At 48.4% G+C, this 26,366-nt stretch carries 25 protein-coding genes, 1 tRNA gene and 6 pseudogenes; 14 read left to right on the top strand and 18 right to left on the bottom strand.

What is annotated here, in order from left to right; all coding sequences use genetic code 11:
- Window positions 1-255: 255 nt before the first annotated feature.
- A pseudogene (locus DCX48_16565) lies at window positions 256-600 on the bottom strand (response regulator transcription factor).
- Between the two features lie 260 nt (window positions 601-860).
- Between DCX48_16565 and DCX48_16560 the strand changes: the two are divergent.
- From DCX48_16560 to DCX48_16535, 6 genes and pseudogenes are all read left to right on the top strand, one after another.
- A pseudogene (locus DCX48_16560) lies at window positions 861-1,305 on the top strand (DUF2589 domain-containing protein).
- Between the two features lie 4 nt (window positions 1,306-1,309).
- Window positions 1,310-1,765 (top strand): annotated as a pseudogene (locus DCX48_16555) (lysozyme).
- A complete protein-coding gene (locus DCX48_16550; GenBank protein ID QXE15989.1) occupies window positions 1,689-2,105 on the top strand; it encodes a hypothetical protein in 417 nt (138 codons plus the stop codon). The pseudogene DCX48_16555 and the gene DCX48_16550 overlap by 77 nt, the downstream one beginning before the upstream one ends.
- Window positions 2,102-2,855 (top strand): annotated as a pseudogene (locus DCX48_16545) (non-ribosomal peptide synthetase). Before DCX48_16550 ends, DCX48_16545 begins: the two are co-directional and overlap by 4 nt.
- A pseudogene (locus DCX48_16540) lies at window positions 2,849-3,118 on the top strand (hypothetical protein). Before DCX48_16545 ends, DCX48_16540 begins: the two co-directional pseudogenes overlap by 7 nt.
- Before the next feature lie 47 nt (window positions 3,119-3,165).
- Window positions 3,166-3,766: pseudogene (locus DCX48_16535) on the top strand (hypothetical protein).
- A gap of 60 nt (window positions 3,767-3,826) precedes the next feature.
- Here DCX48_16535 and DCX48_16530 read toward each other — a convergent pair.
- The 7 genes from DCX48_16530 to rlmE form a co-directional block, all read right to left on the bottom strand.
- Window positions 3,827-3,913 (bottom strand) — tRNA-Leu (locus DCX48_16530).
- Between the two features lie 24 nt (window positions 3,914-3,937).
- Window positions 3,938-4,270, bottom strand: coding sequence for a preprotein translocase subunit SecG (secG, locus tag DCX48_16525; protein QXE15988.1), 333 nt, complete (start codon window positions 4,268-4,270; stop codon window positions 3,938-3,940).
- Between the two features lie 11 nt (window positions 4,271-4,281).
- Entirely contained in the window at window positions 4,282-4,479 is a 198-nt protein-coding gene (locus DCX48_16520; protein ID QXE17277.1) for a hypothetical protein, read from the bottom strand.
- 41 nt (window positions 4,480-4,520) lie between these two features.
- The gene (locus tag DCX48_16515; protein QXE15987.1) at window positions 4,521-5,858 is read right to left on the bottom strand and encodes a phosphoglucosamine mutase; all 1,338 of its coding nucleotides are present in this window, start codon (window positions 5,856-5,858) and stop codon (window positions 4,521-4,523) included.
- A gap of 7 nt (window positions 5,859-5,865) precedes the next feature.
- Window positions 5,866-6,699, bottom strand: coding sequence for a dihydropteroate synthase (locus DCX48_16510; GenBank protein ID QXE15986.1), 834 nt, complete (start codon window positions 6,697-6,699; stop codon window positions 5,866-5,868).
- A gap of 118 nt (window positions 6,700-6,817) precedes the next feature.
- Window positions 6,818-8,755 (bottom strand): ATP-dependent zinc metalloprotease FtsH, encoded by a 1,938-nt coding sequence (gene ftsH, locus DCX48_16505; GenBank protein ID QXE15985.1) that lies wholly within the window; start codon window positions 8,753-8,755, stop codon window positions 6,818-6,820.
- A gap of 56 nt (window positions 8,756-8,811) precedes the next feature.
- Window positions 8,812-9,441 carry a 23S rRNA (uridine(2552)-2'-O)-methyltransferase RlmE gene (gene rlmE / locus DCX48_16500; protein QXE15984.1) on the bottom strand — a complete coding sequence of 210 codons (630 nt, stop codon included), beginning with the start codon at window positions 9,439-9,441 and terminating at the stop codon, window positions 8,812-8,814.
- 144 nt (window positions 9,442-9,585) lie between these two features.
- Between rlmE and yhbY the strand changes: the two genes are divergently transcribed.
- On the top strand, window positions 9,586-9,879 hold the full coding sequence (gene yhbY / locus DCX48_16495; protein QXE15983.1) for a ribosome assembly RNA-binding protein YhbY: 294 nt from the start codon (window positions 9,586-9,588) through the stop codon (window positions 9,877-9,879).
- A 127-nt stretch (window positions 9,880-10,006) separates the two neighbouring features.
- Here the strand turns inward: yhbY and greA are convergent, their stop codons facing one another.
- A complete protein-coding gene (gene greA / locus DCX48_16490; GenBank protein ID QXE15982.1) occupies window positions 10,007-10,486 on the bottom strand; it encodes a transcription elongation factor GreA in 480 nt (159 codons plus the stop codon).
- A gap of 268 nt (window positions 10,487-10,754) precedes the next feature.
- Between greA and DCX48_16485 the strand changes: the two genes are divergently transcribed.
- The gene (locus DCX48_16485; GenBank protein QXE15981.1) at window positions 10,755-12,188 is read left to right on the top strand and encodes a serine-type D-Ala-D-Ala carboxypeptidase; all 1,434 of its coding nucleotides are present in this window, start codon (window positions 10,755-10,757) and stop codon (window positions 12,186-12,188) included.
- A gap of 70 nt (window positions 12,189-12,258) precedes the next feature.
- On the opposite strand, the gene DCX48_16480 is transcribed toward DCX48_16485, so the two are convergent.
- The 4 genes from DCX48_16480 to rplU form a co-directional block, all read right to left on the bottom strand.
- Window positions 12,259-13,431 (bottom strand): GTPase ObgE, encoded by a 1,173-nt coding sequence (locus DCX48_16480; GenBank protein ID QXE15980.1) that lies wholly within the window; start codon window positions 13,429-13,431, stop codon window positions 12,259-12,261.
- 260 nt (window positions 13,432-13,691) lie between these two features.
- Window positions 13,692-14,654, bottom strand: a complete 963-nt coding sequence (locus DCX48_16475; protein ID QXE15979.1) for a DMT family transporter — start codon at window positions 14,652-14,654, stop codon at window positions 13,692-13,694.
- An 89-nt stretch (window positions 14,655-14,743) separates the two neighbouring features.
- Entirely contained in the window at window positions 14,744-15,001 is a 258-nt protein-coding gene (locus DCX48_16470; protein ID QXE15978.1) for a 50S ribosomal protein L27, read from the bottom strand.
- Between the two features lie 19 nt (window positions 15,002-15,020).
- A complete protein-coding gene (gene rplU, locus DCX48_16465) occupies window positions 15,021-15,332 on the bottom strand; it encodes a 50S ribosomal protein L21 (GenBank protein ID QXE15977.1) in 312 nt (103 codons plus the stop codon).
- 256 nt (window positions 15,333-15,588) lie between these two features.
- Here rplU and DCX48_16460 point away from each other — a divergent pair, with 256 nt between their 5' ends.
- The gene (locus DCX48_16460; protein QXE15976.1) at window positions 15,589-16,560 is read left to right on the top strand and encodes an octaprenyl diphosphate synthase; all 972 of its coding nucleotides are present in this window, start codon (window positions 15,589-15,591) and stop codon (window positions 16,558-16,560) included.
- 81 nt (window positions 16,561-16,641) lie between these two features.
- Here DCX48_16460 and DCX48_16455 read toward each other — a convergent pair whose 3' ends face one another.
- Both DCX48_16455 and DCX48_16450 read right to left on the bottom strand, forming a co-directional pair.
- On the bottom strand, window positions 16,642-17,016 hold the full coding sequence (locus DCX48_16455) for a putative DNA-binding transcriptional regulator (GenBank protein QXE15975.1): 375 nt from the start codon (window positions 17,014-17,016) through the stop codon (window positions 16,642-16,644).
- A gap of 249 nt (window positions 17,017-17,265) precedes the next feature.
- Window positions 17,266-17,652 carry a putative DNA-binding transcriptional regulator gene (locus tag DCX48_16450; GenBank protein QXE15974.1) on the bottom strand — a complete coding sequence of 129 codons (387 nt, stop codon included), beginning with the start codon at window positions 17,650-17,652 and terminating at the stop codon, window positions 17,266-17,268.
- 187 nt (window positions 17,653-17,839) lie between these two features.
- Between DCX48_16450 and DCX48_16445 the strand changes: the two genes are divergently transcribed.
- Window positions 17,840-18,103 carry a transcriptional regulator gene (locus DCX48_16445; protein QXE15973.1) on the top strand — a complete coding sequence of 88 codons (264 nt, stop codon included), beginning with the start codon at window positions 17,840-17,842 and terminating at the stop codon, window positions 18,101-18,103.
- 224 nt (window positions 18,104-18,327) lie between these two features.
- Here the strand turns inward: DCX48_16445 and DCX48_16440 are convergent, their stop codons facing one another.
- The gene (locus tag DCX48_16440; GenBank protein QXE15972.1) at window positions 18,328-19,263 is read right to left on the bottom strand and encodes a malate dehydrogenase; all 936 of its coding nucleotides are present in this window, start codon (window positions 19,261-19,263) and stop codon (window positions 18,328-18,330) included.
- Window positions 19,264-19,733: 470 nt separating this feature from the next.
- Between DCX48_16440 and argR the strand changes: the two genes are divergently transcribed.
- Window positions 19,734-20,204: a transcriptional regulator ArgR gene (gene argR, locus DCX48_16435; protein QXE15971.1), complete on the top strand. Its 471-nt coding sequence runs from the start codon at window positions 19,734-19,736 to the stop codon at window positions 20,202-20,204.
- Between the two features lie 94 nt (window positions 20,205-20,298).
- On the opposite strand, the gene tsaD is transcribed toward argR, so the two are convergent.
- Window positions 20,299-21,312 carry a tRNA (adenosine(37)-N6)-threonylcarbamoyltransferase complex transferase subunit TsaD gene (tsaD, locus tag DCX48_16430; GenBank protein QXE15970.1) on the bottom strand — a complete coding sequence of 338 codons (1,014 nt, stop codon included), beginning with the start codon at window positions 21,310-21,312 and terminating at the stop codon, window positions 20,299-20,301.
- A gap of 227 nt (window positions 21,313-21,539) precedes the next feature.
- Here tsaD and DCX48_16425 point away from each other — a divergent pair, with 227 nt between their 5' ends.
- The 3 genes from DCX48_16425 (at window position 21,540) to rpoD (ending at window position 25,653) form a co-directional block, all read left to right on the top strand.
- Window positions 21,540-21,755, top strand: coding sequence for a 30S ribosomal protein S21 (locus DCX48_16425; GenBank protein ID QXE15969.1), 216 nt, complete (start codon window positions 21,540-21,542; stop codon window positions 21,753-21,755).
- A 153-nt stretch (window positions 21,756-21,908) separates the two neighbouring features.
- Complete coding sequence (locus tag DCX48_16420; GenBank protein QXE15968.1) at window positions 21,909-23,663, top strand: DNA primase; 1,755 nt, start codon at window positions 21,909-21,911, stop codon at window positions 23,661-23,663.
- A 154-nt stretch (window positions 23,664-23,817) separates the two neighbouring features.
- Window positions 23,818-25,653: an RNA polymerase sigma factor RpoD gene (rpoD, locus tag DCX48_16415; protein QXE15967.1), complete on the top strand. Its 1,836-nt coding sequence runs from the start codon at window positions 23,818-23,820 to the stop codon at window positions 25,651-25,653.
- 81 nt (window positions 25,654-25,734) lie between these two features.
- Here rpoD and DCX48_16410 read toward each other — a convergent pair whose 3' ends face one another.
- Window positions 25,735-26,238, bottom strand: coding sequence for a G/U mismatch-specific DNA glycosylase (locus DCX48_16410; GenBank protein QXE15966.1), 504 nt, complete (start codon window positions 26,236-26,238; stop codon window positions 25,735-25,737).
- Window positions 26,239-26,366 lie beyond the last annotated feature (128 nt).

Raw genomic sequence — 26,366 nt, 5'->3', positions numbered from 1 at the left:
GGATTGGTTCGAAGGCAATTTTTATACGCGGAATACGTTCCTTTGTCAACATCCGCGGGTCGCCTGGCAGCGGCCATCACGCAATAGATATTCCACTTTTTGTGGACCGATCTTGTGCTGTCACGCTAGCCACAAAGCTGGCCGACCATTGAGGAAAGACTCACTGCTAGGGCGGCAGAAAGAGATAACGCGATGAAGATTCCCTAATGCTTAAATCAGACAATAACTAAATATAAATAATGCAATGAATAAAACTTATCTTCGTTCTTCTTCTAACAACACGATCGCAGCCTGCGTTCTATTACGCACATTAAGCCGTCTGAAAATCGACTCCAAATGTGACTTAACGGTTCCTGCGCTGATGTTTAATGTCCGACTAATTTGCTTATTAGAAGCGCCTGATACAATCAGTTGCAAAACTTCATGTTGTCTTTCACGGAGTTTGCCTTTTACGCTGTTATCTACACTCCATCCCTCATAAACCACCCCATCATCCGGCAAGCAGACCATACCCATCGATACTGTTTTTAATGCCTGAGCAATGGAATCGAAGGGTGATGTTTTAAGAATGACTCCAATAACATGGTGTTTCACATAAGAAACCACGGAGGAATACCATTATCAACAATAATGGTATTCGAAATAAACCATAATGGCGTAATAATTTCATAAATGTATAAAAAACCAACGCAATGAATTCTTAAACCATGAATAAATGGCCTATGACACATTGCATGACATATCCAACACAATGACTGATGTGACCCTATTTTATTAGCTATTAACACTTTCTAAAATCATCATTTATTTCCCTCTAGGCTGCTTACGCTTAGCAACTAAAAATAAGATAAGGAGAGAAAATTTCATTCAAAAATTGAATTATGGGGAAAAATAAAAAACCAGATAATGTGGATAATATCCAAGAGAAAATCACGTTACGTCATCAAAGGCAATGACATTTGCAGACATTACTCGCTGCATGCAGCACGCGGCTACCGCCGCCAATCAATTTATTGCTCATCAATATCAACAAACGCTAGATCCTTTTTTTTGAACGTGATGCAGATGGCGCGTTAACCCCAAAGATAATTACGATTCAGCTCGATCCTCGGCACCACGTCGAGCTGCCCTGGTCGCCCTTTCTACTCCACGAGGATTGATGCTGGAGAAGATAAAAAGGGAAGAAATAGTCAGCACGTCGATATAGAAATGCAGTTTACTTCGATCGATCCACTAGAAAGCATTATGCGGTTAATTGATGAATATACTAATCTTATTCTCCCCCAAATAACCCAAGAGGAATAAAAAAATGACTAAAATTCCAAATACAATCAACTAGGCTGGCCTTGATCTGACTAATAACGTTGAAGGTCTGAGATTAACAAGGTATCTTGACACAGCAGGAAGATGGACCATTGGATATGGACATTTAATACTGAAAAATGAAAATTTTGATAATGAGACCACCTCTCAGGAGGCTGAATTTCTATTATGTAAAAACTTAAAAACAGCGAAAACTGGAGTTCAGAAGTACGTAAAATTTGATCTCAATGGAAATAAATTTGGCGCATTAACCTCATTTACTTACTATCTAGGAGTAGAAAACTTGGAGAAATCGACATTATTACGCCGGTTTAATCAGGGCGACTATAACGCCGCTACCGAACAGTTTCCACGGTGGGGTAAAGATGGTGAAAAAGTCGTGGAAGGACTTTTATGCCGTAAATATAGAATTACTTTCGCCTGTTGCAGGGAGATACGCTAGTATTATTCATCTGATTGATGCTGCCCGCATAGAATGTGAAGAAACCATGAAGTATCAGGATGTGCCATTCAATTATATTCTGGATGAAATCACCTATACTCGTACCCCCCAAATAAACCCACTGTTTCAGGAAATATTGCCGTATCAGGTATTGCCTCATTTTCACAGTCGAAATAGCGGAATAAAATATAAACTGCTAAAAGTCGATTATGGCAGTGCCAAAGTAGATCTGAATTTATGGATAGAAGAAGATAGAGATAATGGCGGTTTGCTGTTTACTATGAACTACAGCAATGCATTATTCTCCAGCACCACCATCAAGCTTATGCTAAGCAATTAACCGCCAGCGGTAAGATAAATTATGCCGCGTTACCTCTGCCTTCGGTGGAAAAAAATGTCTCGTTCCATGCGCCAGAAAATCAGCACTAACACAACCTGCATAAGATTTATCGCGATATTTTACAAAACGATACCGTTGATACGCAGGAGAGCTTCCTCACGCTTGGCGGGAATTCTCTCAGCGCGTTAAAACTTATCCTCAGCGTTAATCAGCATTTTGGGACATCCCTGTCTCTGGGGCAGTTGTTTGAAAACAGCAGCATTACCCAGTTGGCCCGCGTGATTGAAGAAAAAGGATCCCAGACTCAAACAGCAAGGGTGACTCTCAATCGTGGGCAGCCTGAAGATAACCCCACCTTGCTTCTATCCACCCAGCGGGCGGTAACGTGCTGTGTCATTCCAGGCTGGCGCGTAAATTGGGCGAAAGCTATCCGATCTACGGTATTCAGGTGCCCAATTTTAGCGTTAACCAACCTTATAACGCCGATATCAAAACGATTGCGCTTTCTATCTTTCACAGGCTGGTGACATCGTTCATTAATCTCGTCTGGTACTCGGAGGATGGTCTCTCGGCGCAACTATCGCTTTTGAAATGGCGCAGCAGTTCGCGGAAAAAGGCATGATACCCACCGTATTAGTGTTGGACCAGCCTACGCCAGAGATCAACATCGACGGTTCAGCAAACATGAATGAAGCTGAACGTCTGGCGTATTTTGCGCAGAATGTCGCCTTATTTACCGGTACGTCTTTTTATCCGTCAGCGGCGCAATGTCCACCGTGATTATCTTCAGCATTTACAGCATGCTCGGGCGTCAGGTCATACAGACATTAGCGGAATAAGCTACGCCAAGACTGAAAACACTTCCTAACTATGGCACCCCACGCTACACCAAAATATAGAACGAAGTCTCATTGGTGTGGATTTTGACCTATCTGATAAAAGCCATCGTCATTTTCAGCCTCAAATGGCCAAAATATCGCTGGTCTTCACATGCGCACGATAACGCTGCCTGAACCAGCCATCAAGCCATGCGTAATGAATGATAAATATAGGGGATATTATGAACCCGTTAACAAATAAACTAATCGTACTCGCTCACCATCCTGATGGCCCAGCCCAGTTAGAGAATTTCAGGTTCGAAGAGCGCCAGATCAATGCGTTACAATCCGGCGAATACATAGTTGAAAATAAGTGGCTATCTATTGACCAATACACACGCACTCGACTCAGCAAAATACGGCCTTTGTTAGCCCTATCAAGCCGGGATAGGTTATTTAAGGAGAAACAATAGGTAATATCGTAGCAACGAAAAATCCAAAATTTCAGTTTGGAGACTGCGTATTCACCTTTTCAGGCCGGCAGAAATACTATGTTGGCACACCTCAGGATTTTATTACTCATCGCGTACTGCCGACGACGTTGTCGCCTTCTATTTTTTTTGGGGCAGCAGGAACACTGGGACGTTCCGCATATTTTGGCCTGAATAAAATAGCCAAACCCAAAGTAGTAATGCGGAAGCCGATATTTGGCTACTCGATGCCGTTGAGAAAGGACGATTGAAATATCGGGAGAATATTATTGAGGGAATAGAGAACGCGCCTCAAGCCTTTATCGACTTATTAGACAGAAAACACTTTGGCAAGCAGTTGGTGCGCCTGTAAGGCTGAGACAGTAAATTAAAGACAAAAAAATAGACGTCTATCGACGTCTATTTTTTATGTTGGTACCGAGGACGGGACTTGAACCCGTAAGCCCAATCGGGCACTACCACCTCAAGGTAGCGTGTCTACCAATTCCACCACCACGGCATCACAATTACTGCTTTAAAACGCTTACTTCGGAATGTCACTTGCCGGCGTTGAAGGCGCAACAGGCGTTGTCGTCTGCTCGACTTTTTCTGGCTGGCTCAGGTTATCCCATGCACCGCCTTTTTTCTGCAGCGTACTCAAGTTGCCCAGAATAAGACTGATAATGAAGAACAGGGTCGCCAGTATCGCCGTCATGCGGGTCATGAAATTACTAGAGCCGCTCGAACCGAACAAAGTGGCAGAAGCACCTGCTCCGAACGAGGCTCCCATATCAGCACCTTTACCCTGCTGAAGCATGATCAAGGCAACTAACCCGATCGACACTAACAGGAAAATTACTAACAGAGCTTCGTACATAGTCGTACCCGTTAACCGTTTTCCCCATGATTCATGGAGATGCTATATTCTGGCGGTAAACCGCGCGTCATTCCGCTAAGCAGGATGTATGGTACATCCCTTATCAAGCGGGTCTGAATACTAACCAAAGGATGTAACGTACGCAAGGGTAATTTGGTCACCACAGGTTGATTGCAGAAAAAAACAGCGGCTTTCGACACAAGGTCTATCTCGAAAGCCTTATCTACCTGATTGGTGAATCAAAAAAACCTCAACTGACGGCTTTCACTGCATCAGCAATACGATTCGCCTGCGCTATTACTGTCTCTTCGTGTTCACCTTCAACCATCACGCGGATAAGTGGTTCAGTACCAGATTTACGCAGTAATACTCGCCCGCGTCCGGCCAACTCTTTTTCTACATCCTGCGTAATCTGCTGCACACTTTTGTCTTCCAGCGGATCGTTTTCACCCGTAAACCGCACGTTAACCAGAATCTGTGGGAATAACTTCATACCGCTGCATAAATCATGCAGACTCATATGGTTTTTCACTATCGCAGTAAGTACTTGCAAACCGGCAATCACACCATCGCCCGTCGTGGTTTTATCTAACAGGATGACATGGCCGGAGTTTTCCGCACCAATGCGCCACCCTTTTGTCTGCATCATTTCTAACACATAGCGGTCGCCCACCTTGGCACGAGCAAACGGGATACCGAGTTGCTTTAACGCGACCTCAAGCCCCATGTTACTCATCAGGGTACCTACCGCACCGCCGCGTAGTTGTCCCTGACGTAAGCCTTCGCGGGCGATGATATACAGAATCTGATCGCCATCGACCTTGTTACCCAAATGGTCGACCATAATGAGTCGATCGCCATCGCCGTCGAATGCCAGCCCAACATCCGCCTTTTCAGCCAGCACGCGAGCCTGTAGCTGTCTGACATCCGTTGCACCGCACTCTTCGTTGATATTCATGCCATCCGGCTCACAGCCAATCGCGATGACTTTAGCACCAAGCTCACGCAAAACACTGGGCGCAATATGGTAGGTAGCGCCATTGGCACAATCGACGACAATCTTTAAGCCATTAAGACTCAGTTCGCCCGGGAAAGTCCCCTTACAAAATTCGATATAGCGCCCGGCAGCGTCAACAATGCGACTCGCTTTACCTAACTCTGAAGACTCAACACACGTCAGCGGTTTTTCCATCTCAGCTTCAATGGCTTCCTCCACGTCATCAGGTAGCTTTGTGCCGTCAATCGAGAAGAATTTAATACCGTTGTCATAATAAGGATTGTGAGAAGCAGAAATAACGATACCTGCTTCAGCACGGAATGTTCGAGTGAGATAAGCAACCGCAGGCGTAGGCATCGGGCCGGTAAAAGAAGCCGACAAACCGGCAGCGGCCAGCCCAGCTTCCAGAGCAGACTCCAACATATAGCCAGAAATACGGGTATCTTTGCCGATAATAATTTTACGAGAACCATGTCGCGCTAGCACTTTCCCAGCAGCCCAACCCAGTTTAAGCACAAAGTCAGGTGTAATCGGCGTATCACCAACCTTGCCACGTATACCATCGGTACCAAAATATTTGCGGTTACTCATCTTGTTTTTATTCCTTCGCAGAAAGGGTGGCCTCAACAATGCGCATGGCATCAGCCGTTTCTTTAACATCGTGAACGCGAATAATCTGTGCACCCTGCATCGCAGCGATCACTGCGCAAGCGACGCTACCATGAACACGCTGTGCAGGCGGTACATTGAGGAGCTGTCCAATCATGGACTTCCTCGACATGCCAACCAGAAGCGGCAGTTCAAAACGATGTAACTCGCTCAGGCGAGCCAGAAGCGCGTAATTATGGGCAAGATTCTTACCGAATCCGAACCCAGGATCCAGCAATAGCTTACTTTTCGGAATATTTGCGCTCACACAGCGTTCAATCTGCTGTTGTAAGAAATTCCCGATGTCCTGCATCAGATCATCATAATGAGGTTTGTGCTGCATGGTTCTCGGCATACCCTGCATGTGCATCAGGCACACTGGCAAACCTGTTGCCGCCGCAGCCTCCAGAGCACCAGGCTCTTGCAAAGCGCGGATATCATTAATCAGGTGCGCTCCCGCCAGCGCCGATGCCATCATCACTTCCGGTTTTGAAGTATCGACCGAAATCCATACGTCAAAACGTTTAGCAATAGCTTCGATCACAGGCACCACGCGTTCCAGCTCTTCTTCTGTGCTCACCTCATCCGCACCGGGGCGCGTCGATTCACCGCCAATATCGATCAGGGTCGCACCAGCGGTAATCATCTCTTGAACGTGCAGTAATGCGGTATCGAACTTGTTGTGCTTGCCGCCATCGGAAAAAGAGTCCGGCGTAACATTAAGAATGCCCATGACGTGTGGACAGGAAAGGTCCAGCGTTGAGTCTCTGGCAACCAGTTGCATGTTTTACCTCCGCATTCTGGTGTAGTTAGCATGGAGTATGATTTGAAGAACATTACTCGTAAAAAACCCCAGCCTGAGCTGGGGTTTCGTAACGTTACAGATGTCTATCACGAGCGAATTATTTGTCGTCCACTTGCTCAGACATTGTGTTATCTGGATTAGGCGTTTGCAGCTCATCGACAGGCGTAGGGGCTTTAGGTGCACCACCGTTACCAGAATCGTTGTCAGAGCGAGACTCTTCCCAACCCGCAGGCGGACGTACATCTTTCTTACGTCCCATCAGGTCATCGATCTGCGGCGCATCAATGGTTTCATACTTCATCAACGCGTCTTTCATTGAATGAAGGATGTCCATATTTGCCATCAACAGTTCGCGAGCACGCAAGTAGTTACGTTCAACCAGAGATTTCACTTCCTGATCGATGATGCGTGCCGTTTCATCTGACATGTGCTTGGCTTTTGCTACGGAGCGACCGAGGAATACTTCACCGTCTTCTTCCGCATAGAGCAATGGACCGAGTTTTTCAGAAAAGCCCCACTGCGTAACCATGTTACGGGCAATCGACGTTGCGACTTTGATGTCATTGGACGCGCCAGTAGAGACATGTTCTACGCCGTAAATAATCTCTTCGGCCAGTCGACCGCCGTACAACGTAGAGATCTGGCTTTCCAGCTTCTGACGGCTAGCGCTGATCGCATCCCCTTCAGGCAGGAAGAACGTTACGCCTAGTGCGCGACCACGCGGAATGATCGTTACTTTATGTACCGGATCGTGCTCTGGCACCAGACGACCGATGATGGCGTGTCCGGCTTCATGATACGCCGTCGATTCTTTTTGCTTTTCCGTCATTACCATGGAGCGGCGCTCTGCACCCATCATGATTTTGTCTTTAGCTTTCTCGAACTCGACCATCGAAACAACACGTTTGTTGCCACGAGCAGCGAACAATGCAGCTTCGTTAACCAGATTAGCCAAATCCGCACCAGAGAAGCCTGGCGTACCACGCGCGATAACTGACGCATCCATATCTGGAGATAGCGGTACGCGACGCATATGGACTTTCAGAATTTGTTCACGACCGCGAACATCCGGCAGACCAACAACAACCTGACGGTCAAAACGGCCTGGACGCAGCAACGCGGGATCCAGAACATCGGGACGGTTAGTCGCCGCAATAACAATAATGCCTTCGTTGCCTTCAAAGCCGTCCATCTCAACCAGCATTTGGTTCAGCGTTTGTTCACGTTCATCGTGACCACCGCCTAAACCTGCGCCACGTTGACGGCCAACGGCGTCGATTTCATCGATAAAGATGATGCAGGGTGCAGCTTTCTTCGCCTGTTCGAACATGTCACGAACACGGGAGGCACCGACACCGACAAACATTTCAACGAAGTCAGAACCGGAAATCGTAAAGAAAGGCACTTTCGCTTCACCGGCAATGGCTTTCGCCAGCAATGTTTTACCGGTTCCCGGCGGCCCGACCATCAAAATGCCTGATGGAATTTTACCACCCAGTTTCTGGAAACGGCTAGGTTCACGCAGGTACTCGACCAGCTCGCTAACCTCTTCCTTCGCTTCGTCGCAACCGGCTACATCAGCAAACGTCGTCTTGATCTGATCTTCAGTCAACATACGCGCTTTGCTCTTGCCGAAGGACATGGCACCTTTACCGCCGCCGCCTTGCATTTGACGCATGAAGAAGATCCAGACACCAATCAGTAACAGCATCGGGAACCAGGAAATAAAGATAGAAGCCAACAAACTCGGCTCTTCCGGTGGTTCACCAACGACTTTCACGTTCTTCGTTAGCAGGTTATCCAGTAGCTTGGGGTCATTGACAGGAATGTAAGTCGTGTATCTGTTGCTGTCTTTTTTGATAACACTGATCTCACGCCCGTTAATACGTGCTTCACGGACCTGATCCTGATTCACTTCGGTCAAGAAGGTTGAATAATCCACCCTACGGCCATTCGACTCGCTGGGCCCAAAGCTCTGGAAAACAGACATCAGCACAACTGCGATGACTAACCAGAGAATTAGGTTTTTCGCCATGTCACTCAAGGGATTAACCTCATATTACAACTGTGTTAAAAAACAGCGTTAGGGTACTACAGTTTGCGCCCTGTCGCTACAATATACACTTCACGAGACCGGGCACGTGAAGCGTCTGGTTTACGAATTTTCACCTTCGTAAACAGGGAGCGAATTTCCCGCAGGTATTCATCAAAGCCTTCTCCCTGAAACACTTTCACCAGGAAACTTCCGCCTGGCGCTAATACATCCCGACACATACCAAGTGCTAATTCAACCAGATACATCGATTTCGGAATATCAACAGCTGGTGTACCACTCATGTTAGGGGCCATGTCAGACATCACCACCTGAACTTTGCTATCGCCAACTCTTTCGAGCAAGGCTTTGAGGACCAGTTCATCACGAAAGTCCCCTTGCAGGAAATCGACGCCAACAATCGGATCCATCGGTAAAATATCACACGCGATAATTCGACCCTTTCCACCAATTTGCGTGACCACATATTGTGACCAACCACCAGGTGCTGCGCCTAAATCCACAACTGTCATGCCGGGTTTAAACAGTTTGTCGCTCTGCTGTATTTCGTCAAGTTTAAACCAAGCACGTGAGCGCAGGCCTTTTTTCTGGGCCTGCAGCACATATTTATCGCTAAAGTGTTCCTGCAACCAGCGACTGGAGCTTGCAGAACGCTTTTTATTCGCCATCGATTTTCCAACTATTCTCAGTAACACGCTCGTGGTGGGGAAGAAACTTCTCACATATTACCAATCAGAACAGTCAAATTGGTTATAATCATGAGATGGCGGTAGAATGAACCGTTTTCAATCCCAACCTAAGTAAAAAAGACAATGAACCTAAGTAATAAACAAAAACAACACCTGAAAGGCTTGGCACATCCGCTAAAACCGGTTGTCATGCTAGGTAATAACGGTCTCACCGAAGGTGTTCTGGCTGAGATCGAACAAGCATTAGCGCATCACGAACTGATCAAGATAAAAGTAGCGACAGAAGATCGCGAAACCAAAGCCTTGATTGTTGAAGCGATTGTTCGTGAAACGGGTGCCGCTAACGTACAGGTCATCGGCCATACGCTGGTGCTCTACCGCCCTGCGAAAGAACGTAAAATTGTGTTACCACGATAACACTTTTTATTTCAGGATACTCAGCTTTAACGGAAAGGTGCCATGCCTCTCGGTTAGAGAAAAGGCCGCAAGCGGCCTTTTTCTTTTCTTTACAATTTTTGCTGTTTTAATCAACAAAATGGTAAATTTATAGATATTCGACCTTCAGTACTTCGTATTCCACGTCGCCGCCCGGCGTACGGATGACAACGACATCATCTTGTTCTTTACCGATCAGGCCACGCGCGATCGGAGAGTTAACAGAAATCAGATTTTGCTTAAAATCCGCTTCGTCATCGCCAACAATCCGGTAGGTTTGCTCTTCCTCGCTATCCAGATTCATCACCGCCACGGTTGCACCAAAAATGACACGCCCGTTGTTAGCGGCCATTTTCGTAACATCGATAATCTGCGCGTTAGACAGTTTGGCTTCAATGTCTTGAATACGCCCTTCGCAGAAACCCTGCTGCTCACGTGCAGCATGATATTCTGCATTTTCTTTCAGATCGCCGTGCTCACGTGCTTCCGCAATCGCCGTAATAATCTCAGGTCGGCGCACAGATTTCAGATGATCAAGCTCTTCGCGCAATTTTTCAGCACCACGCAACGTCATCGGATATTGTTTCATATTGTCTATACCTCTAAAAAAGTCCGTAAGACTCAAATAATCGTCATCCTGACGCGCTAAAAATCAAAGGCGACGGAGTCTCTGCAACGTGCCAGTCCTCACTGGACATAAAACAAAAGCAACCAGCCCCAGAACAAAATATCCAGGCTAGCAGCGGTTTTGCATTTTGATACGTATTTTACCCCAGAGTTCAATGAGGGTCATCGTTTACTTTAGACCTTATTGCGCCGTAGTATGACCACACGTTACCCCGTTCTTAGCTGAGATTATGCGTTTTTCATCGATTGTTACCGGACTTGCCTGCGCTTTTGTTCTGCATGCCAATGCAGCTTCTGTTGAAGATCATCGTCAATATTTGCCTGATGGCGCCAATTTGGCGTTATTGGTACAAAAAGTTGGCGCAACAACACCCAGCATGGCCTTCAATAGCCAGCAAATGGCGCTTCCTGCCAGTACGCAAAAGGTGATAACCGCATTAGCTGCATTACTGCAATTGGGTCCGGATTATCGATTCATCACTACGATGGAAAGTCATGGCCCAGTTACCGGCAGCCTGCTAAACGGCAACCTGATCGTACGGTTTAGCGGTGACCCGACCCTGAAGCGCCAACAAATACGGAATATGGTGCAGGAATTAAGGAAACGAGGAATACGGGAAATCGCAGGCGATGTGCTAATCGATACCTCCGTTTTTGCCAGTCACGACAAAGCACCAGGCTGGCCTTGGAACGACATGACACAGTGTTTCAGTGCCCCGCCGGGCGCTGCAATTGTCGATCGTAACTGCTTTTCCGTCTCACTCTACAGCGCGCCTAAAGCGGGTGATAACGCCTTTATCCGCGTTGCATCCTATTATCCGGTACAGATGTTCAGCGAGGTGCGCACGCTGGCTAAAGGATCTACCGATGCCCAGTACTGCGAACTGGACGTGGTCCCCGGAGAATTGAATCGCTTTACGCTCACTGGCTGCCTAACCCAGCGAACAGAACCACTTCCGTTGGCGTTCGCGATTCAGGATGGGGCTAGCTATGCTGGCGCTATCGTTAAAGATGAACTTCAGCAGGCGGATATCCGCATTAAAGGTAGTTTGCGCCGCCAGACGCAGCCGGGGCCAGCCGGGACTGTGCTAACCCAGACACAATCGCCTCCGCTACACGACCTGCTCACTATCATGCTGAAAAAATCGGACAACATGATTGCCGATACGGTTTTTCGTACCATTGGGCATGAGCGCTTTAGCGTGCCAGGCACATGGCGTGCAGGTGCCGATGCTGTGCGTCAGATCCTGAGGCAGAAGGCGGGTGTAGATTTAGGAAACAGTATTGTTGTGGATGGTTCAGGTCTGTCACGGCACAACCTGATTTCACCGGAAACGATGATGCAGGTATTACAGTACATCGCGCAGCATGATAATGAGCTGAATTACATCACGATGCTCCCACTTTCCGGCTATGACGGCACGCTACGCTATCGTGGCGGCCTGCATGAAGCTGGCGTTGACGGCAAAGTTTCGGCTAAAACTGGGGCGTTACAGGGCGTATACAATCTGGCGGGGTTCATTACCACCGCGAGCGGCCAGCGTATGGCATTTGTCCAGTTCCTGTCTGGCTATGCCGTACCGCCAGAAGACCAGCGCGCACGTCGCGTCCCTCTGGTGAGATTTGAAAGCCGTCTCTACAAAGACATTTATCAGAGCAACTAATATAAGAATACGGCCTTACCCTGACAGGGTAAGGCCGTGATAGGCGAAAATTGACTAGCAGAAGAATGAATTATTTTTGGTAGATAATCTCAACGCCTTCATCGTCTTCATCGTCCCAGTCATCATCCCACTCTTCTTCGGCTTCTTTTTCTACTTCAGCCAGTTGTTCACGGTGATAATCATCCCACATGAACTCAACTTTTTCCGGCGCACTTTCAGCAATAGCCATCATTTTCGGATTGGCTTTCAGGAAGTTCATCACATCCCAGCAAAGTGGGTTGACGCCTTCACGGTTTGCCGCAGAGATCAGATAGTATTTATCGTCCCAGCCAAGCGCAGCCGCAATCTCTTTAGCGCGTTTTTCTGCTTCAGCCTTGTCGATCAAATCAACTTTGTTGAAAACCAGCCAACGCGGTTTTTCTGCCAAACCAGCGCCATACTGCTCTAACTCGTTGATAATAACTTTGGCATTTTCAATCGGATTTGACTCATCGATCGGCGCCAGATCAACCAAATGTAGCAGCACACGGCAGCGCTCAAGGTGCTTCAGGAAACGAATTCCCAGTCCAGCACCGTCGGATGCCCCTTCGATCAAACCGGGGATATCCGCCACAACAAAGCTCTGCTCACTATCCATACGGACCACGCCAAGGCTAGGCACCAGCGTAGTAAACGGATAATCGGCTACTTTCGGCTTCGCCGCAGATACCGCACGAATAAAGGTAGATTTACCCGCATTAGGCAGGCCAAGCATCCCCACGTCAGCCAGCAGCAACAGCTCCAGCGTCAACTCACGTTCTTCGCCCTTCGTACCGTTGGTTTTCTGACGGGGAGCACGGTTGACGGACGATTTAAAACGCGAGTTGCCCAAACCATGCCAACCGCCTTTCCCGACCATCAGGCTCTGTTGATGACGTGTCATATCGCCCAGCACTTCGCCGGTTCCCTGATCAAGAACACGGGTACCAACAGGGACTTTAATCGTAATATCTTTGCCGCGTTTACCCGTACAGTCGCGGCTTTGCCCGTTTTGTCCACGCTCAGCACGGAAGGATTTTTCAAAACGATAGTCGATCAGCGTGTTCAGATTTTCGTCTGCCAGCAGATAGACATCGCCGCCGTCACCACCGTCGCCGCCATCTGGACCACCGTTGGGAATATATTTTTCACGGCGAAAGCTGATACAACCGTTACCGCCATCGCCCGCCACAATCAGAATTGTGGCTTCATCTACAAACTTCATTGATTCTCTCCGCAAAAAACCAATAGAGAATATCTACGTGTTTTAGGCTTGTTATTGGTTCTCTTTGGCGTAACTTTTTGATTTTAAGGCATGTAGCGTATTTCTACTCACCATTAAAAAACTGACGCACTAGAACGCATTCCAGCAAAGGAGCAGGATTGTACCTGCCTGCCTCAATAATTTCATCTGTATTAAAAATAAACAACGCATGCAAAATGTCAAAAGATGGCAGTGACCTGCCGCAATACGCTTTTCTTAATCTACTTTTGCGCCATCAATGGTGGTACTGGTTCTTTTTTTCCGGGGAGGAAACGGTGTCCGATAGCGGAAAACATAGCACCAGCAACAACGACAAACGCGCCAAAATAGCCAATCCAGTTCAGCACCGGCGCAGCGAAAAAACTCGGCCACCCCAACGCAAGTAAATCAGAAAACAACAGTGTAAACAGCGGCGTCAAGGTAATAACCGCGCTAACCTGTGACGCTTGCCAGCGAGCCATCGCCTCCGCTAGCGCGCCATACCCAATCAATGTATTCGCGCCGCAGAATAGTAGGCAGATAAACTGCCACCCGCTAAGCTGGAAAATAACGTCAGGCTTGGCAAAAGGCGTGATAAAGACAACACACAGAACATAGAGCAGAAACAGAATCTGCTGCGATGTCAGACGCCGTAACAGGACTTTCTGCGCTACACCATAAGATACCCATACTGCCGATGCGCAAACGCCGAGCAGTACACCCAGCGTGTAGTCTGTTAACCGGGTAAAAATCTCAATCAGGCTGGTATTAAAGAATAAAATCAGACCACAGATCAGCATGATTGCCCCAATGATCTGCGTGCCACGCATCTTTTCCTTAAGGATTAGTACGCTGGCGAACATCATACCAACTGGGGAAAGCTGTCCAATAACCTGAGACGCTGTCGGACTCAGATATTGCAGAGACGAGCTAAAGAAAACAAAATTACCTAATAAGCCCGCCGTCGCAATCAGCAGCAGAACCCACCAACGCCGATGACGGAAAACTCGCATTGGCGGTAACTTCTTACGGGATGACAGAATAATGCCGAGTCCAATCGACGCGATAAGAAAGCGATACCAAACAATAGTAGAAGGCTCCATAACTACCAGAACCTGTTTCATGGCTATCGGCAACGCCCCCCAACAAACAGCCGTGGTAAGCGCCAGACAGAGACCGATACCCGTCTGTTGTTTAGTATTCATACTTATCCAGATGGTTTACTCAGAATCAGAATGTAAAAAGCCCCGCAAAGAATTGCGGGGCTTAAATCCGTAAGACCTAACGCGAAAAATTATTCAGCAACGATGCTGATAAATTTACGGTTTTTTGGGCCTTTAACTTCAAACTGAACTTTACCGTCAGTCAAAGCAAACAGAGTATGGTCTTTCCCGCAGCCAACATTAGTTCCTGCGTGGAATTTGGTGCCACGTTGACGAACGATGATGTTACCAGCCAATACACTTTCGCCGCCAAAACGTTTTACGCCCAGACGTTGTGCGTTAGAGTCACGACCGTTACGGGTTGAACCGCCAGCTTTCTTGTGTGCCATTTAATCCGCTCTCCTAGTCTTAAGCGCTGATGCCGGTAATTTTCACGTCAGTGAACCACTGACGATGGCCTGCTTGCTTACGGTAGTGTTTACGGCGACGGAACTTAACGATCTTCACTTTTTCGCCACGACCATGAGCAACAACTTCAGCTTTGATTTTACCGCCATCAACGTAAGGAACGCCGATTTTGATTTCTTCACCGTTGGCAACCATCAGAACTAGGTCAAACTCAACGGCTTCACCAGTTGCGATGTCCAGCTTTTCCAAGCGAACGGTTTGCCCTTCGCTTACTCGGTGTTGTTTACCACCACTTTGGAAAACTGCGTACATATAAAACTCCGCTTTCCGCGCACCCGTTAATAGGTTTCAGAGCGCGCTATAAATATTCATAATAGGGCGCGAATTCTACGCAAAAATACTGAGGATGACAAGTGCATAATCAACGGATGTGAAGAAAAAGAATACAACGTATGAACTGCCGTTTATCTCTCTCATTTTTCAAGTACAATCGGCGCAATCAGTTTCGTCTTGCCGATATGCAGCAGCAATCTTACGGCAGTGTTGAAGACATACGTTGGCACAAACCATGAATCTAGAACAAATTACAACATTAACCACACAGGATATGGCGGCTGTTAATAAAGTCATTCTTGAACAACTGAATTCCGACGTCGTTTTGATCAACCAGCTTGGTCATTACATCATTAGCGGTGGTGGGAAACGTATACGTCCAATGATTGCTGTGCTTGCAGCCAGAGCCCTTGCCTATAACGGTGATAAACACGTCACCGTCGCCGCACTGATCGAATTTATCCATACCGCAACGCTGCTGCATGATGATGTGGTAGATGAATCCGACATGCGCCGAGGTAAAGCGACAGCGAATGCGGCCTTCGGCAACGCGGCGAGCGTGCTGGTTGGGGACTTTATCTATACCCGCGCCTTCCAGATGATGACCAGCCTCGAATCCTTACGCGTGCTGGCACTGATGTCAGAAGCAGTCAACGTGATTGCTGAAGGGGAGGTCTTGCAGTTAATGAATTGCAACGACCCGGATATCACAGAAGAAAGTTATATGCGCGTCATTTACAGCAAAACGGCGCGTTTATTTGAAGCCGCAGCTCAATCCTCATCCATCCTTGCAGGCGCTACGCCAGAGCAAGAAAAAGCACTTCAGGACTATGGACGCTATCTTGGCACCGCGTTCCAGTTAATTGACGATCTGCTTGACTACAGTGCAGACGGTAAAACGTTGGGCAAAAACACGGGCGATGACCTCAATGAAGGCAAGCCAACGCTACCACTGTTACACGCTATGCGTCAGGGTAATGCGGAACAGAGTTCGCTAATTCGTCAGGCGATTGAAGAAGGAAACGGGCGTCACCTGCTGGAGCCTATTCTTGCCGCGATGCAGCAATGCGGTTCACTTGATTACACGCGTCAACGTGCCGAAGAAGAGGCAGATAAAGCGATCAACGCGCTACAACTGCTACCGAAAACGCCATACCGTATGGCACTTGAAGGACTCGCCCACTTAGCCGTACAGCGCGATTTCTAGCATGGTGTTAGATTTTTATCTGACAAGAACGTTGGTTATTGCCTGAGTAGCGCTGCCCGGCAGCGCTACTTGCTCGACAGACTAGGCAGTCTGATCGATTGTGACATCATCCAGCCGAGACAACATCGCTATTGTTCCTTCACGCAAGATGAAATTAATCAGTCGAGCTCGTTCATCAACGGATAGCTGATGGAAAATATGCACCCATGATGACAGCAGCGTCGGCTCATTATCGATACGATAATATTCTGTTGGAGGATTCTCTTTCACTAACAGAGAATTCCTGACCTCATTGGGCAAACTGCGAATAGAGTATTCTACGCCACGTCCTTGAATCCCTTTCCGCCTGCGTTTTTCCCAACCGTCGTCTCGTGCCCGTTTATTCAGTCCCTGTGGTGACTTAGGCAACCCACCTACGCCAACCAACTCACTTGTTGCAAACCATTCTTTGTCCATACTCGTCACTCCCTTGTTTGTTTTGAACAGGCATTGCGTCAATTCACCTAAAAGTTTCCATATAGTAGACTATAATTACCTAAACCGCTAACTTTTACACGTTACCGACACATCTAAGCAATAGAAGAAATGATGAAGTCCAACGCGATGCCAAAACATCGCGACCAGAACAGACCTACAAAGCGAAAGAAAATACAGGTTCCTTCTCATCGCTGCGATTAACGATCGAAGAGATCGCCAGCAGCGGAATCAGTCAATCACCATTGATGAGACAGGTTCCTCATCCGACGGAGTGATGCCTAACTGGCTCAGCGTGGCGGACACCCCGATTCGCAGAATATAAGCGATTAGCTCATCTCTTTCTTTTTCAGATAGTTGCTGATAAATTTGCATCCATACAGCTAGCGCTGCAGGCTGTTTCGCCGAGTAGGCGGAAGGCTCGATTTCGAGTAATAGGGACTTTTTTACCGTATCCGGCAAGCTGTGAATTAAGTACTCCACTCCTCTTCCTTGGACACCTTTACGGCGACGCTTCTCCCATCCATCCTCGCGGGCGCGCTTATTCAATCCTTGTCTTGATTTCGGAAGGCCGCCTACTCCAACCAATTCGCTGGTAGCAAACCACTCTTTTTTCATTGCCATTCATCCTGATAGTGCCATCCCTAACAAAAACGCGCTTATTTGGAAATTAATTGAGAGTTTTAAGAAAAATTAATGCTATATTATTTCCAAATAATAATGTCATGTTAGTCCGGCATATAACTAACATCCGTTATTTATACCACTAATCTACAGTCGTCTTATAGCAAATAAGGGAAGGAATATGATTTTAAGGAAACAAGACTGGCATCCCGCTGATATCATTGCTGCACTGCGCAAGAAAAATACGACGCTGGCGGCGGTATCGCGAGCGGCCGGATTAAGCTCATCTACGCTAGCCAACGCGCTCTCGCGCCCTTGGCCCAAGGGAGAATGGCTTATCGCCGATGCGCTGAGTATTCACCCATCAGAGATTTGGCCAAGCAGGTACTACAATCCAGAAACCAATGAGCTTATCGATAGAAAAAAACTCATCCGCCCCGATTAAAAAAGAAAAGCCGGAGATAGACATCTCCGGCTTTTTATTCTGCGTATTATTAACATTCAATAATACCCTAAATAATTCGAGTTGCAGGCTGGCTGCGACGCAGAGAGTCCCCAGGAGCTTACATAAGTAAGTGACTGGGGTGAGCGAGGCCCTCTAGGGCGAGGCTCAGAAATGAGCCAAGTATTGCCAACGCACATGCAGCTTGAAGTATGACGGGTAATCAATTACTTGATGAACGTCTCGCCTAACTCAATATCCTGCTTCAGCGTATCCAGCATGCTGCTAAGCGCGTTTTGCTCAAAAGCACTTAATGTGCCGATGTCTTTACGCTCAGCGACGCCATCTTTACCTAACAGAATTGGTTGAGCAAAGAAGCGCGCATGTTTGCCGTCACTTTCAACGTATGCACATTCCACCACACCGTTTTCGCCTTGCAGCGCGCGGACCAGAGACAGACCAAAACGCGCAGCGGCTTGACCCATAGACAGCGTTGCCGATCCGCCACCTGCTTTGGCTTCAACAACCTCGGTGCCCGCATTCTGGATACGTTTGGTCAGATCGGCCACTTCCTGCTCGCTGAAGCTGATGCCTGAAACCTGAGACAGCAGAGGCAGAATTGTCACGCCAGAGTGCCCGCCGATAACCGGCACGTTAATATCCTGCGGCTGCTTGCCTTTCAATTCAGCAACAAACGTGTTGGAACGGATGATATCCAGCGTAGTTACACCGAACAGTTTGTTTTTGTCATACACGCCTGCTTTTTTCAGCACTTCTGCTGCGATGGCAACGGTCGTGTTCACTGGGTTGGTGATTATACCGATACAGGCTTTCGGGCAGGTAATCGCGATTTGCTCAACCAGGTTACGTACAATGCCAGCATTGACGTTGAACAGATCGGAACGATCCATGCCAGGTTTACGTGCCACACCGGCAGAAATCAGCACGATATCCGCACCAGCAAGCGCCGGTTTAGCATCTTCACCGCTATAGCCTTTGATCTTCACTGCTGTAGGAATATGGCTCAGATCGACGGCAACACCCGGCGTTACCGGAGCGATATCGTAGAGGGATAGTTCTGAACCTGAAGGAAGCTGGGTTTTGAGGAGGAGTGCGAGTGCCTGACCGATACCACCTGCTGCTCCGAGAACTGCAACTTTCATCCTAAACTCCTTATTATCGTAAAATAAAAAAGTGCCGTGAATTCATTTGGTTATAAACAGAATATAAAAGTGGGGATAAAACCAATCTACTTATCTTTCTACAAATGAACGAGAGACAAAAAAATTCGCTATGTCTCTAATAATAAACCAAAAACGACCATTCGTTTGAAAGGTAAGTAAAGTTAATAAGCTATTGAGCTATAACGTGGTGTTCATTCACGTGCGTTTAACCAGTGGGCTACATTACACCGATCAATGGCGTCCAAACAACATCATTCTGATAACATTTCCTTTACTTTTATGTGACTCAGGACGCATTTTTCGGACTATCCGGAAAGCTGAATTTTTTTGAAAACAGCGACTAGCGCATATATGGGGAAATAGACTGGAATTATACGCAATTTAATTGCATAAAAATTCACACAACTGCATAATAGAGAGATTAACCATAACAATTAATCCGGTGCAGAATGCGAAATTCGACAAAACAAGAAGATCTCGTTAAAGCGTTCAAAGCGTTGTTAAAAGAAGAAAAGTTCAGCTCTCAAAGTGAAATTGTTCACGCATTGCAAGACGAAGGATTTGAAAATATCAATCAATCCAAAGTGTCACGCATGCTAACGAAATTTGGTGCGGTGCGCACACGCAATGCCAAAATGGAAATGGTGTATTGCCTCCCTGCTGAACTCGGCGTCCCTACCACATCCAGCCCACTAAAAAACCTTGTGCTGGACGTGGACTACAACGATGCAGTCGTCGTGATCCATACCAGCCCAGGAGCCGCGCAGCTCATTGCTCGTCTGCTGGACTCACTAGGGAAGTCAGAGGGTATTCTTGGCACCATCGCAGGTGATGACACCATCTTCACCACCCCGGCAAGAGGCTTCAGCGTCAAACAACTTTACGAAGCGATTCTGGTGCTATTCGAACAAGAGCTGTAATTCCGCTCGTCCGCTGCCGTTTTTTGTTACTCGTTCTTTGCTACCTTTTCCTTGCTACGTGTAGACCCGCTACACGTAGCGAGTACCAATCGGACTACACCGCAGGCAAATCAGCCAACGGCCAACGTGGACGAACAGATACGCCCAGCGTCTGGCTCGCACCATGAAGTAGACGTACGCTGCCCGCATAGGCAATCATCGCGCCATTATCCGTGCAGAATTCGGGACGCGCGTAAAACACTTCACCACCGCGTTTTGCCATCACCTCACCTAAGCGCTGACGCAATGTTCGATTGGCGCTTACACCACCGGCCATGACCAGTCGTTTAAAGCCCGTATCATCCAACGCACGACGACACTTGATGGCCAGCGTATCCACGACGGCATCCTCAAAGGCACGCGCAATATCGGCACGCGTTTGATCGTCATCACCGTTGCTACGGATCGTATTCGCAGCAAACGTTTTTAGCCCGGAAAAGCTGAAATCTAACCCCGGACGATCGGTCATCGGACGCGGAAAGGTAAAGCGTTGGGAATCACCTGCCTGCGCCATTTTCGACAGCATTGGACCACCGGGATAATCCAATCCCAGCAACTTCGCCGTTTTATCAAACGCTTCACCCGCCGCATCGTCAACCGACTCACCCAGCAAGCGGTATTCGCCAATGCCTGTCACGCTGATGAGCTGCGTATGACCACCAGAAACCAGCAGCGCTACGAAGGGAAACGCTGGAGGATTATCTTCCAGCATCGGCGCCAGCAAATGCCCTTCCATATGGTGCACAGGGACCGCTGGCACCTCCCAAGCGAACGCCAACGACCTGCCGACTGTCGCCCCCACCAATAACGCGCCAACCAAACCAGGGCCGGCGGTGTAAGCCACACCATCGATATCGTCAGCCTGTAACCCAGCTTCACGCAGCGCTGCCTGAATCAAAGGAACCGTTTTGCGCACGTGATCGCGTGAGGCGAGCTCAGGCACGACGCCACCGTAATCAGCATGTAATTTGACCTGACTGTATAGCTGATTGGCGAGTAAACCCGCCTCCGTGTCATAAATAGCCACTCCGGTTTCATCACAGGATGTTTCGATACCCAATACGCGCATTACTGTTCCTACTTTGGTGACGATACGAGAATTCGTTAAATGCCGCTTGCTTCAAACTGCGGATAGTCTACCATAAGCGACCTGATTTCTGCGCTGGCCGCGGCTGGGTGTTTTATGATCACCGCAATGCTTTACAAAGGCGTCACGTTTGCAGTAGAATTCCGCACCATTTTGAAAAGGCTGGCACAAGGCCAGCGGCAAACCGAATTTATTGAGGTGAGAGGCACATGCCGGTAATTAAAGTACGTGAAAACGAGCCGTTCGACGTAGCTCTACGTCGCTTCAAACGTTCCTGTGAAAAAGCGGGCGTTCTGGCTGAAGTTCGTCGTCGTGAGTTTTATGAAAAACCAACGACCGAACGTAAGCGCGCCAAAGCTTCTGCAGTGAAACGTCACGCGAAGAAATTGGCTCGAGAAAACGCACGCCGCACTCGTCTGTATTAATTTTCAGGAGGGTTTCCCTCCAACGCGTGATTAATCCGCAGACTTAGCAGTTGCATACGAAGGCCGTGCTTTCCGTAAGGAAGCGCGGCTTGTTGTCGTTTATAAGCTATATCCAATGTAGCCACGTTACAGAAAGGTATACACTAGGGGCTTATGGCTGGACGAATTCCACGCGTATTTATTAATGACCTGCTGGCTCGCACCGACATCGTCGATCTCATTGACGCGCGCGTCAAACTGAAAAAGCAGGGAAAAAACTACCATGCGTGTTGTCCGTTCCATCACGAAAAAACCCCCTCATTCACCGTAAACGGTGACAAACAGTTCTATCACTGTTTTGGCTGTGGCGCACACGGCAACGCCATTGACTTTTTGATGAATTACGATCGTCTCGAATTCGTTGAAACCATTGAAGAACTGGCCACACAATACGGTCTCGAAGTGCCTTATGAAACTGGCACGGGCCCAACCCAGTTAGAGCGTCACCAACGGCAAAGTCTGTACGAATTGATGGGACAGCTTAGCGGGTTCTATCAGCAAGCACTGAGCCAATCGATCGGAACATCAGCGTTGCAATATCTGCAACAGCGCGGTTTAAGTGCAGAAGTTATCAGCCATTTTGCGATTGGTTTCGCTCCGCCCGGCTGGGATAACGTTTTAAAACGCTTTGGCCGCAATAATGACGATCGCAGCACATTGAACGATGCCGGCATGCTGGTGACTAACGATCAGGGTCGAACGTATGACCGCTTCCGCGAGCGTGTGATGTTCCCCATCCGCGACAAACGGGGTCGAGTAATAGCCTTCGGCGGACGCGTATTAGGCGACGGTACCCCAAAGTACCTTAACTCGCCCGAAACAGAGATTTTTCATAAAGGTCGCCAACTGTACGGCCTGTATGAAGCACAGCAAAACCATCCAGAACTCAAGCGATTGTTGGTTGTTGAGGGCTATATGGATGTGGTGGCGCTGGCACAGTTTGGTATTGATTATGCGGTGGCCTCGCTGGGCACCTCCACGACAGCCGATCACATTCAGTTACTATTTCGCGCCACAGACCTGGTGGTGTGTTGTTACGACGGAGACCGTGCCGGACGCGAAGCGGCATGGCGCGCGCTGGAAACTGCGCTACCCTATTTGAACGATGGTCGTCAGTTACGCTTTATGTTCCTGCCAGACGGTGAAGATCCCGACACGCTGGTGCGTAAAGAAGGCAAAGCAGTATTTGAGCAGCGCATGGAACACGCTCTCCCGCTGTCGCAGTTTCTGTTTGAGACACTGCAACAGCAGGTGGATATGAGCTCACCCGATGGTCGTACGAAGCTAAGTACGCTGGCATTACCGCTAATAGGCCAAGTTCCGGGAGAAACGCTGCGGCTGTATTTACGCCAGCAGCTCGGCAACAAGCTGGGGATTTTAGACGACAGTCAGTTGGACAGACTGCTGCCCAAAGTGGCAGATCAGGCTCAATCCTACCAGCAGCCACAACTAAAAGTCACAACTATGCGTATACTTGTAGGACTTTTAGTACAAAACCCGAGACTGGCAGCAGAGGTTCCTGACCTCGCGCTAGAGGGCATTGAAGAAGACAAAGTTGCCGGTTTATCACTGTTTCAGGATTTGGTGAAAACCTGCAACGCCAGCCCTGGTATGAATATGGGTCTGCTGTTGGAAAAATATCGTGACAGCAAATACCGCAAGCAACTTGAAACCATGGCTTCATGGAACCATATGATCGAAGAGGAAGAGCTAGACGAGAAGTTCAGAATCAGTCTGGCAGAACTCTACGATCAGCTGTTGAAACAGCGACAAGATACATTGATTGCCCGTGACAGAACGCATGGGCTCAACGCCAAAGAAAAAAAAGAGCTTTGGTCGTTGCAACTGGCATTGACCAGAAGACACTGATACAGAGGCTTAATTGCCGATAAATAGCAGGGTTGATCCCTGCAAAGAGCCGCTGCAGGGGCCGCGGCGATAAGAAAAATACCCCTAATGCTATTGTTAGCGAACTACGCTGACCGACACCAACCCAAATACTCTGAAGTGTGGATACCGTCTTATGGAGCAAAACCCGCAGTCACAGCTGAAGCTGCTTGTTACCCGTGGTAAGGAGCAAGGCTACCTGACCTATGCTGAGGTCAATGACCATCTGCCGGAAGATATCATCGACTCGGATCAGATCGAAGATATCATCCAGATGATTAACGACATGGGCATCCAGGTGATGGAAGAAGCACCGGATGCAGACGATCTGTTGCTGGCCGAAAACACCAATGATGCCGATGAAGATGCGGCAGAGGCTGCTGCGCAGGTTCTATCCAGTGTTGAATCGGAAATTGGTCGCACCACCGATCCAGTTCGCATGTACATGCGTGAAATGGGTACCGTTGAGCTGTTGACGCGTGAAGGCGAGATCGATATCGCTAAGCGTATTGAAGACGGTATCAATCAGGTTCAGTGCTCTGTCGCGGAGTATCCTGAAGCCATTACCTATCTGCTGGAACAATACGATCGTGTCGAAGCGGGCGAAAGCCGCCTGTCCGACCTGATCATCGGTTTCGTCGATCCTAATGCGGAAGAGGACATTGCCCCTACCGCGACTCACGTTGGTTCCGAGCTTTCGAGCGAAGAAATAAGCGATAACGACGAGGAAGAAGACGAAGACGAGGAAGAAGACGACAACAGCATCGATCCTGAACTGGCGCGTGAGAAGTTCACTGAACTGCGTGAGCAATATGAAACGACCCGTAAGGTGATCAAGGCCCATGGTCGTAGCCATGCGCTAGCAGCACAGGAAATCCTGAACCTGTCTGAAGTCTTCAAGCAGTTCCGTCTGGTGCCGAAACAGTTTGATTTCCTGGTTAACAGCATGCGCACCATGATGGATCGCGTCCGTACTCAGGAACGTTTGATCATCAAGTTGTGTGTTGAACAGTGCAAAATGCCGAAGAAAAACTTCGTCACCATGTTCACCAGCAATGAAACCAACAACAGCTGGTTTGCAGCAGCAGTGGCGATGGGCAAGCCCTGGTCTGAAAAACTGAATGATGTTGCAGAAGATGTCACTCGCAGCCTGCAAAAGCTAAAACAGATCGAAGAAGAAACCGGTCTGACGATCGAGCAGGTTAAAGACATCAACCGCCGTATGTCGATTGGTGAAGCAAAGGCTCGCCGCGCCAAGAAAGAAATGGTGGAAGCCAACCTGCGTCTGGTTATTTCTATCGCGAAGAAATACACCAACCGTGGTTTGCAGTTCCTTGATCTGATTCAGGAAGGCAACATCGGTCTGATGAAAGCGGTAGATAAGTTCGAATATCGCCGTGGCTACAAATTCTCGACCTATGCCACATGGTGGATCCGTCAGGCGATCACCCGTTCTATCGCCGATCAGGCGCGTACCATCCGTATTCCGGTACATATGATTGAGACGATCAACAAATTGAATCGTATCTCTCGTCAGATGTTGCAGGAAATGGGTCGCGAGCCGACGCCGGAAGAACTAGCTGAACGTATGTTGATGCCAGAAGACAAGATCCGCAAAGTGCTGAAGATCGCGAAAGAGCCGATCTCAATGGAAACCCCGATTGGTGATGATGAAGATTCACATTTGGGCGATTTCATCGAAGATACGACGCTGGAGCTGCCGCTGGATTCCGCCACGTCGGAAAGCCTGCGTTCTGCGACACACGACGTACTGGCTGGCCTGACCGCGCGTGAAGCGAAAGTCTTGCGCATGCGTTTCGGTATCGATATGAACACCGACCATACACTGGAAGAAGTGGGCAAACAGTTTGACGTTACGCGTGAACGTATTCGTCAGATCGAAGCGAAAGCGCTGCGTAAACTGCGTCACCCAAGCCGTTCCGAAGTGCTGCGTAGCTTCCTGGATGATTAATTCATCTTTCAGCTAATGCAAACTCTAAATAACCCCGGCTCGCTGGGGTTATTTTTTGCCTGTCAGAAACTAAGCCCACGCTTACACGTTATCCTGCAACGCCTGATGCAGTTCCTGATATGACGCCACCAGCGACTCCAGCGTCGCACGATTCAGCCCGCTAGGGTTCGGCAGTACCCAAACCTGCGTCTCACCAATACGCCGCTCCTGACGCCCCCATGAAACCTTTTTGATACCAAATGCCTGACTGAACGCCTGCTTACCCAGCACGGCCAGCGCTCGTGGTTGATAGCGCGTCATCTTCTCAACGATCGCATTCCCGCCTTGTAGCAGCTCATCTCGTCCCAGCTCGGTTGCTTCAACCGTTGGACGCTCTACCAGCATGGTGATTCCGCATCCGGTGTCCAGCAGATGCTGCTCTTCCGCAGGTGTCAGCAAACGCTCAGTAAAACCCGCCTGATGAATCACTTTCCAGAAGCGATTATTGGGATTAGCAAAGTGGTAACCGTGATGGGCCGTCGATAACCCAGGGTTAATACCGCAGAAAACAACCTGAAGGTTCATAGCGAGAATATCGGTAATCATGTCTTTCCCTACCACTGTTGACTACCCCCATCGTAAATTCTGATAAGAATAACAACAAGCTATCTTGAGTATAAAACCACCACCCGGCAGATAGGCTATAGACCTTCCCCTGCACATTACCGTATAAT

This window comes from Pectobacterium atrosepticum (genome assembly GCA_019056595.1).
Classification (GTDB): domain Bacteria; phylum Pseudomonadota; class Gammaproteobacteria; order Enterobacterales; family Enterobacteriaceae; genus Pectobacterium; species Pectobacterium atrosepticum.
This window is presented reverse-complemented; position numbering and strand designations above follow the sequence as displayed.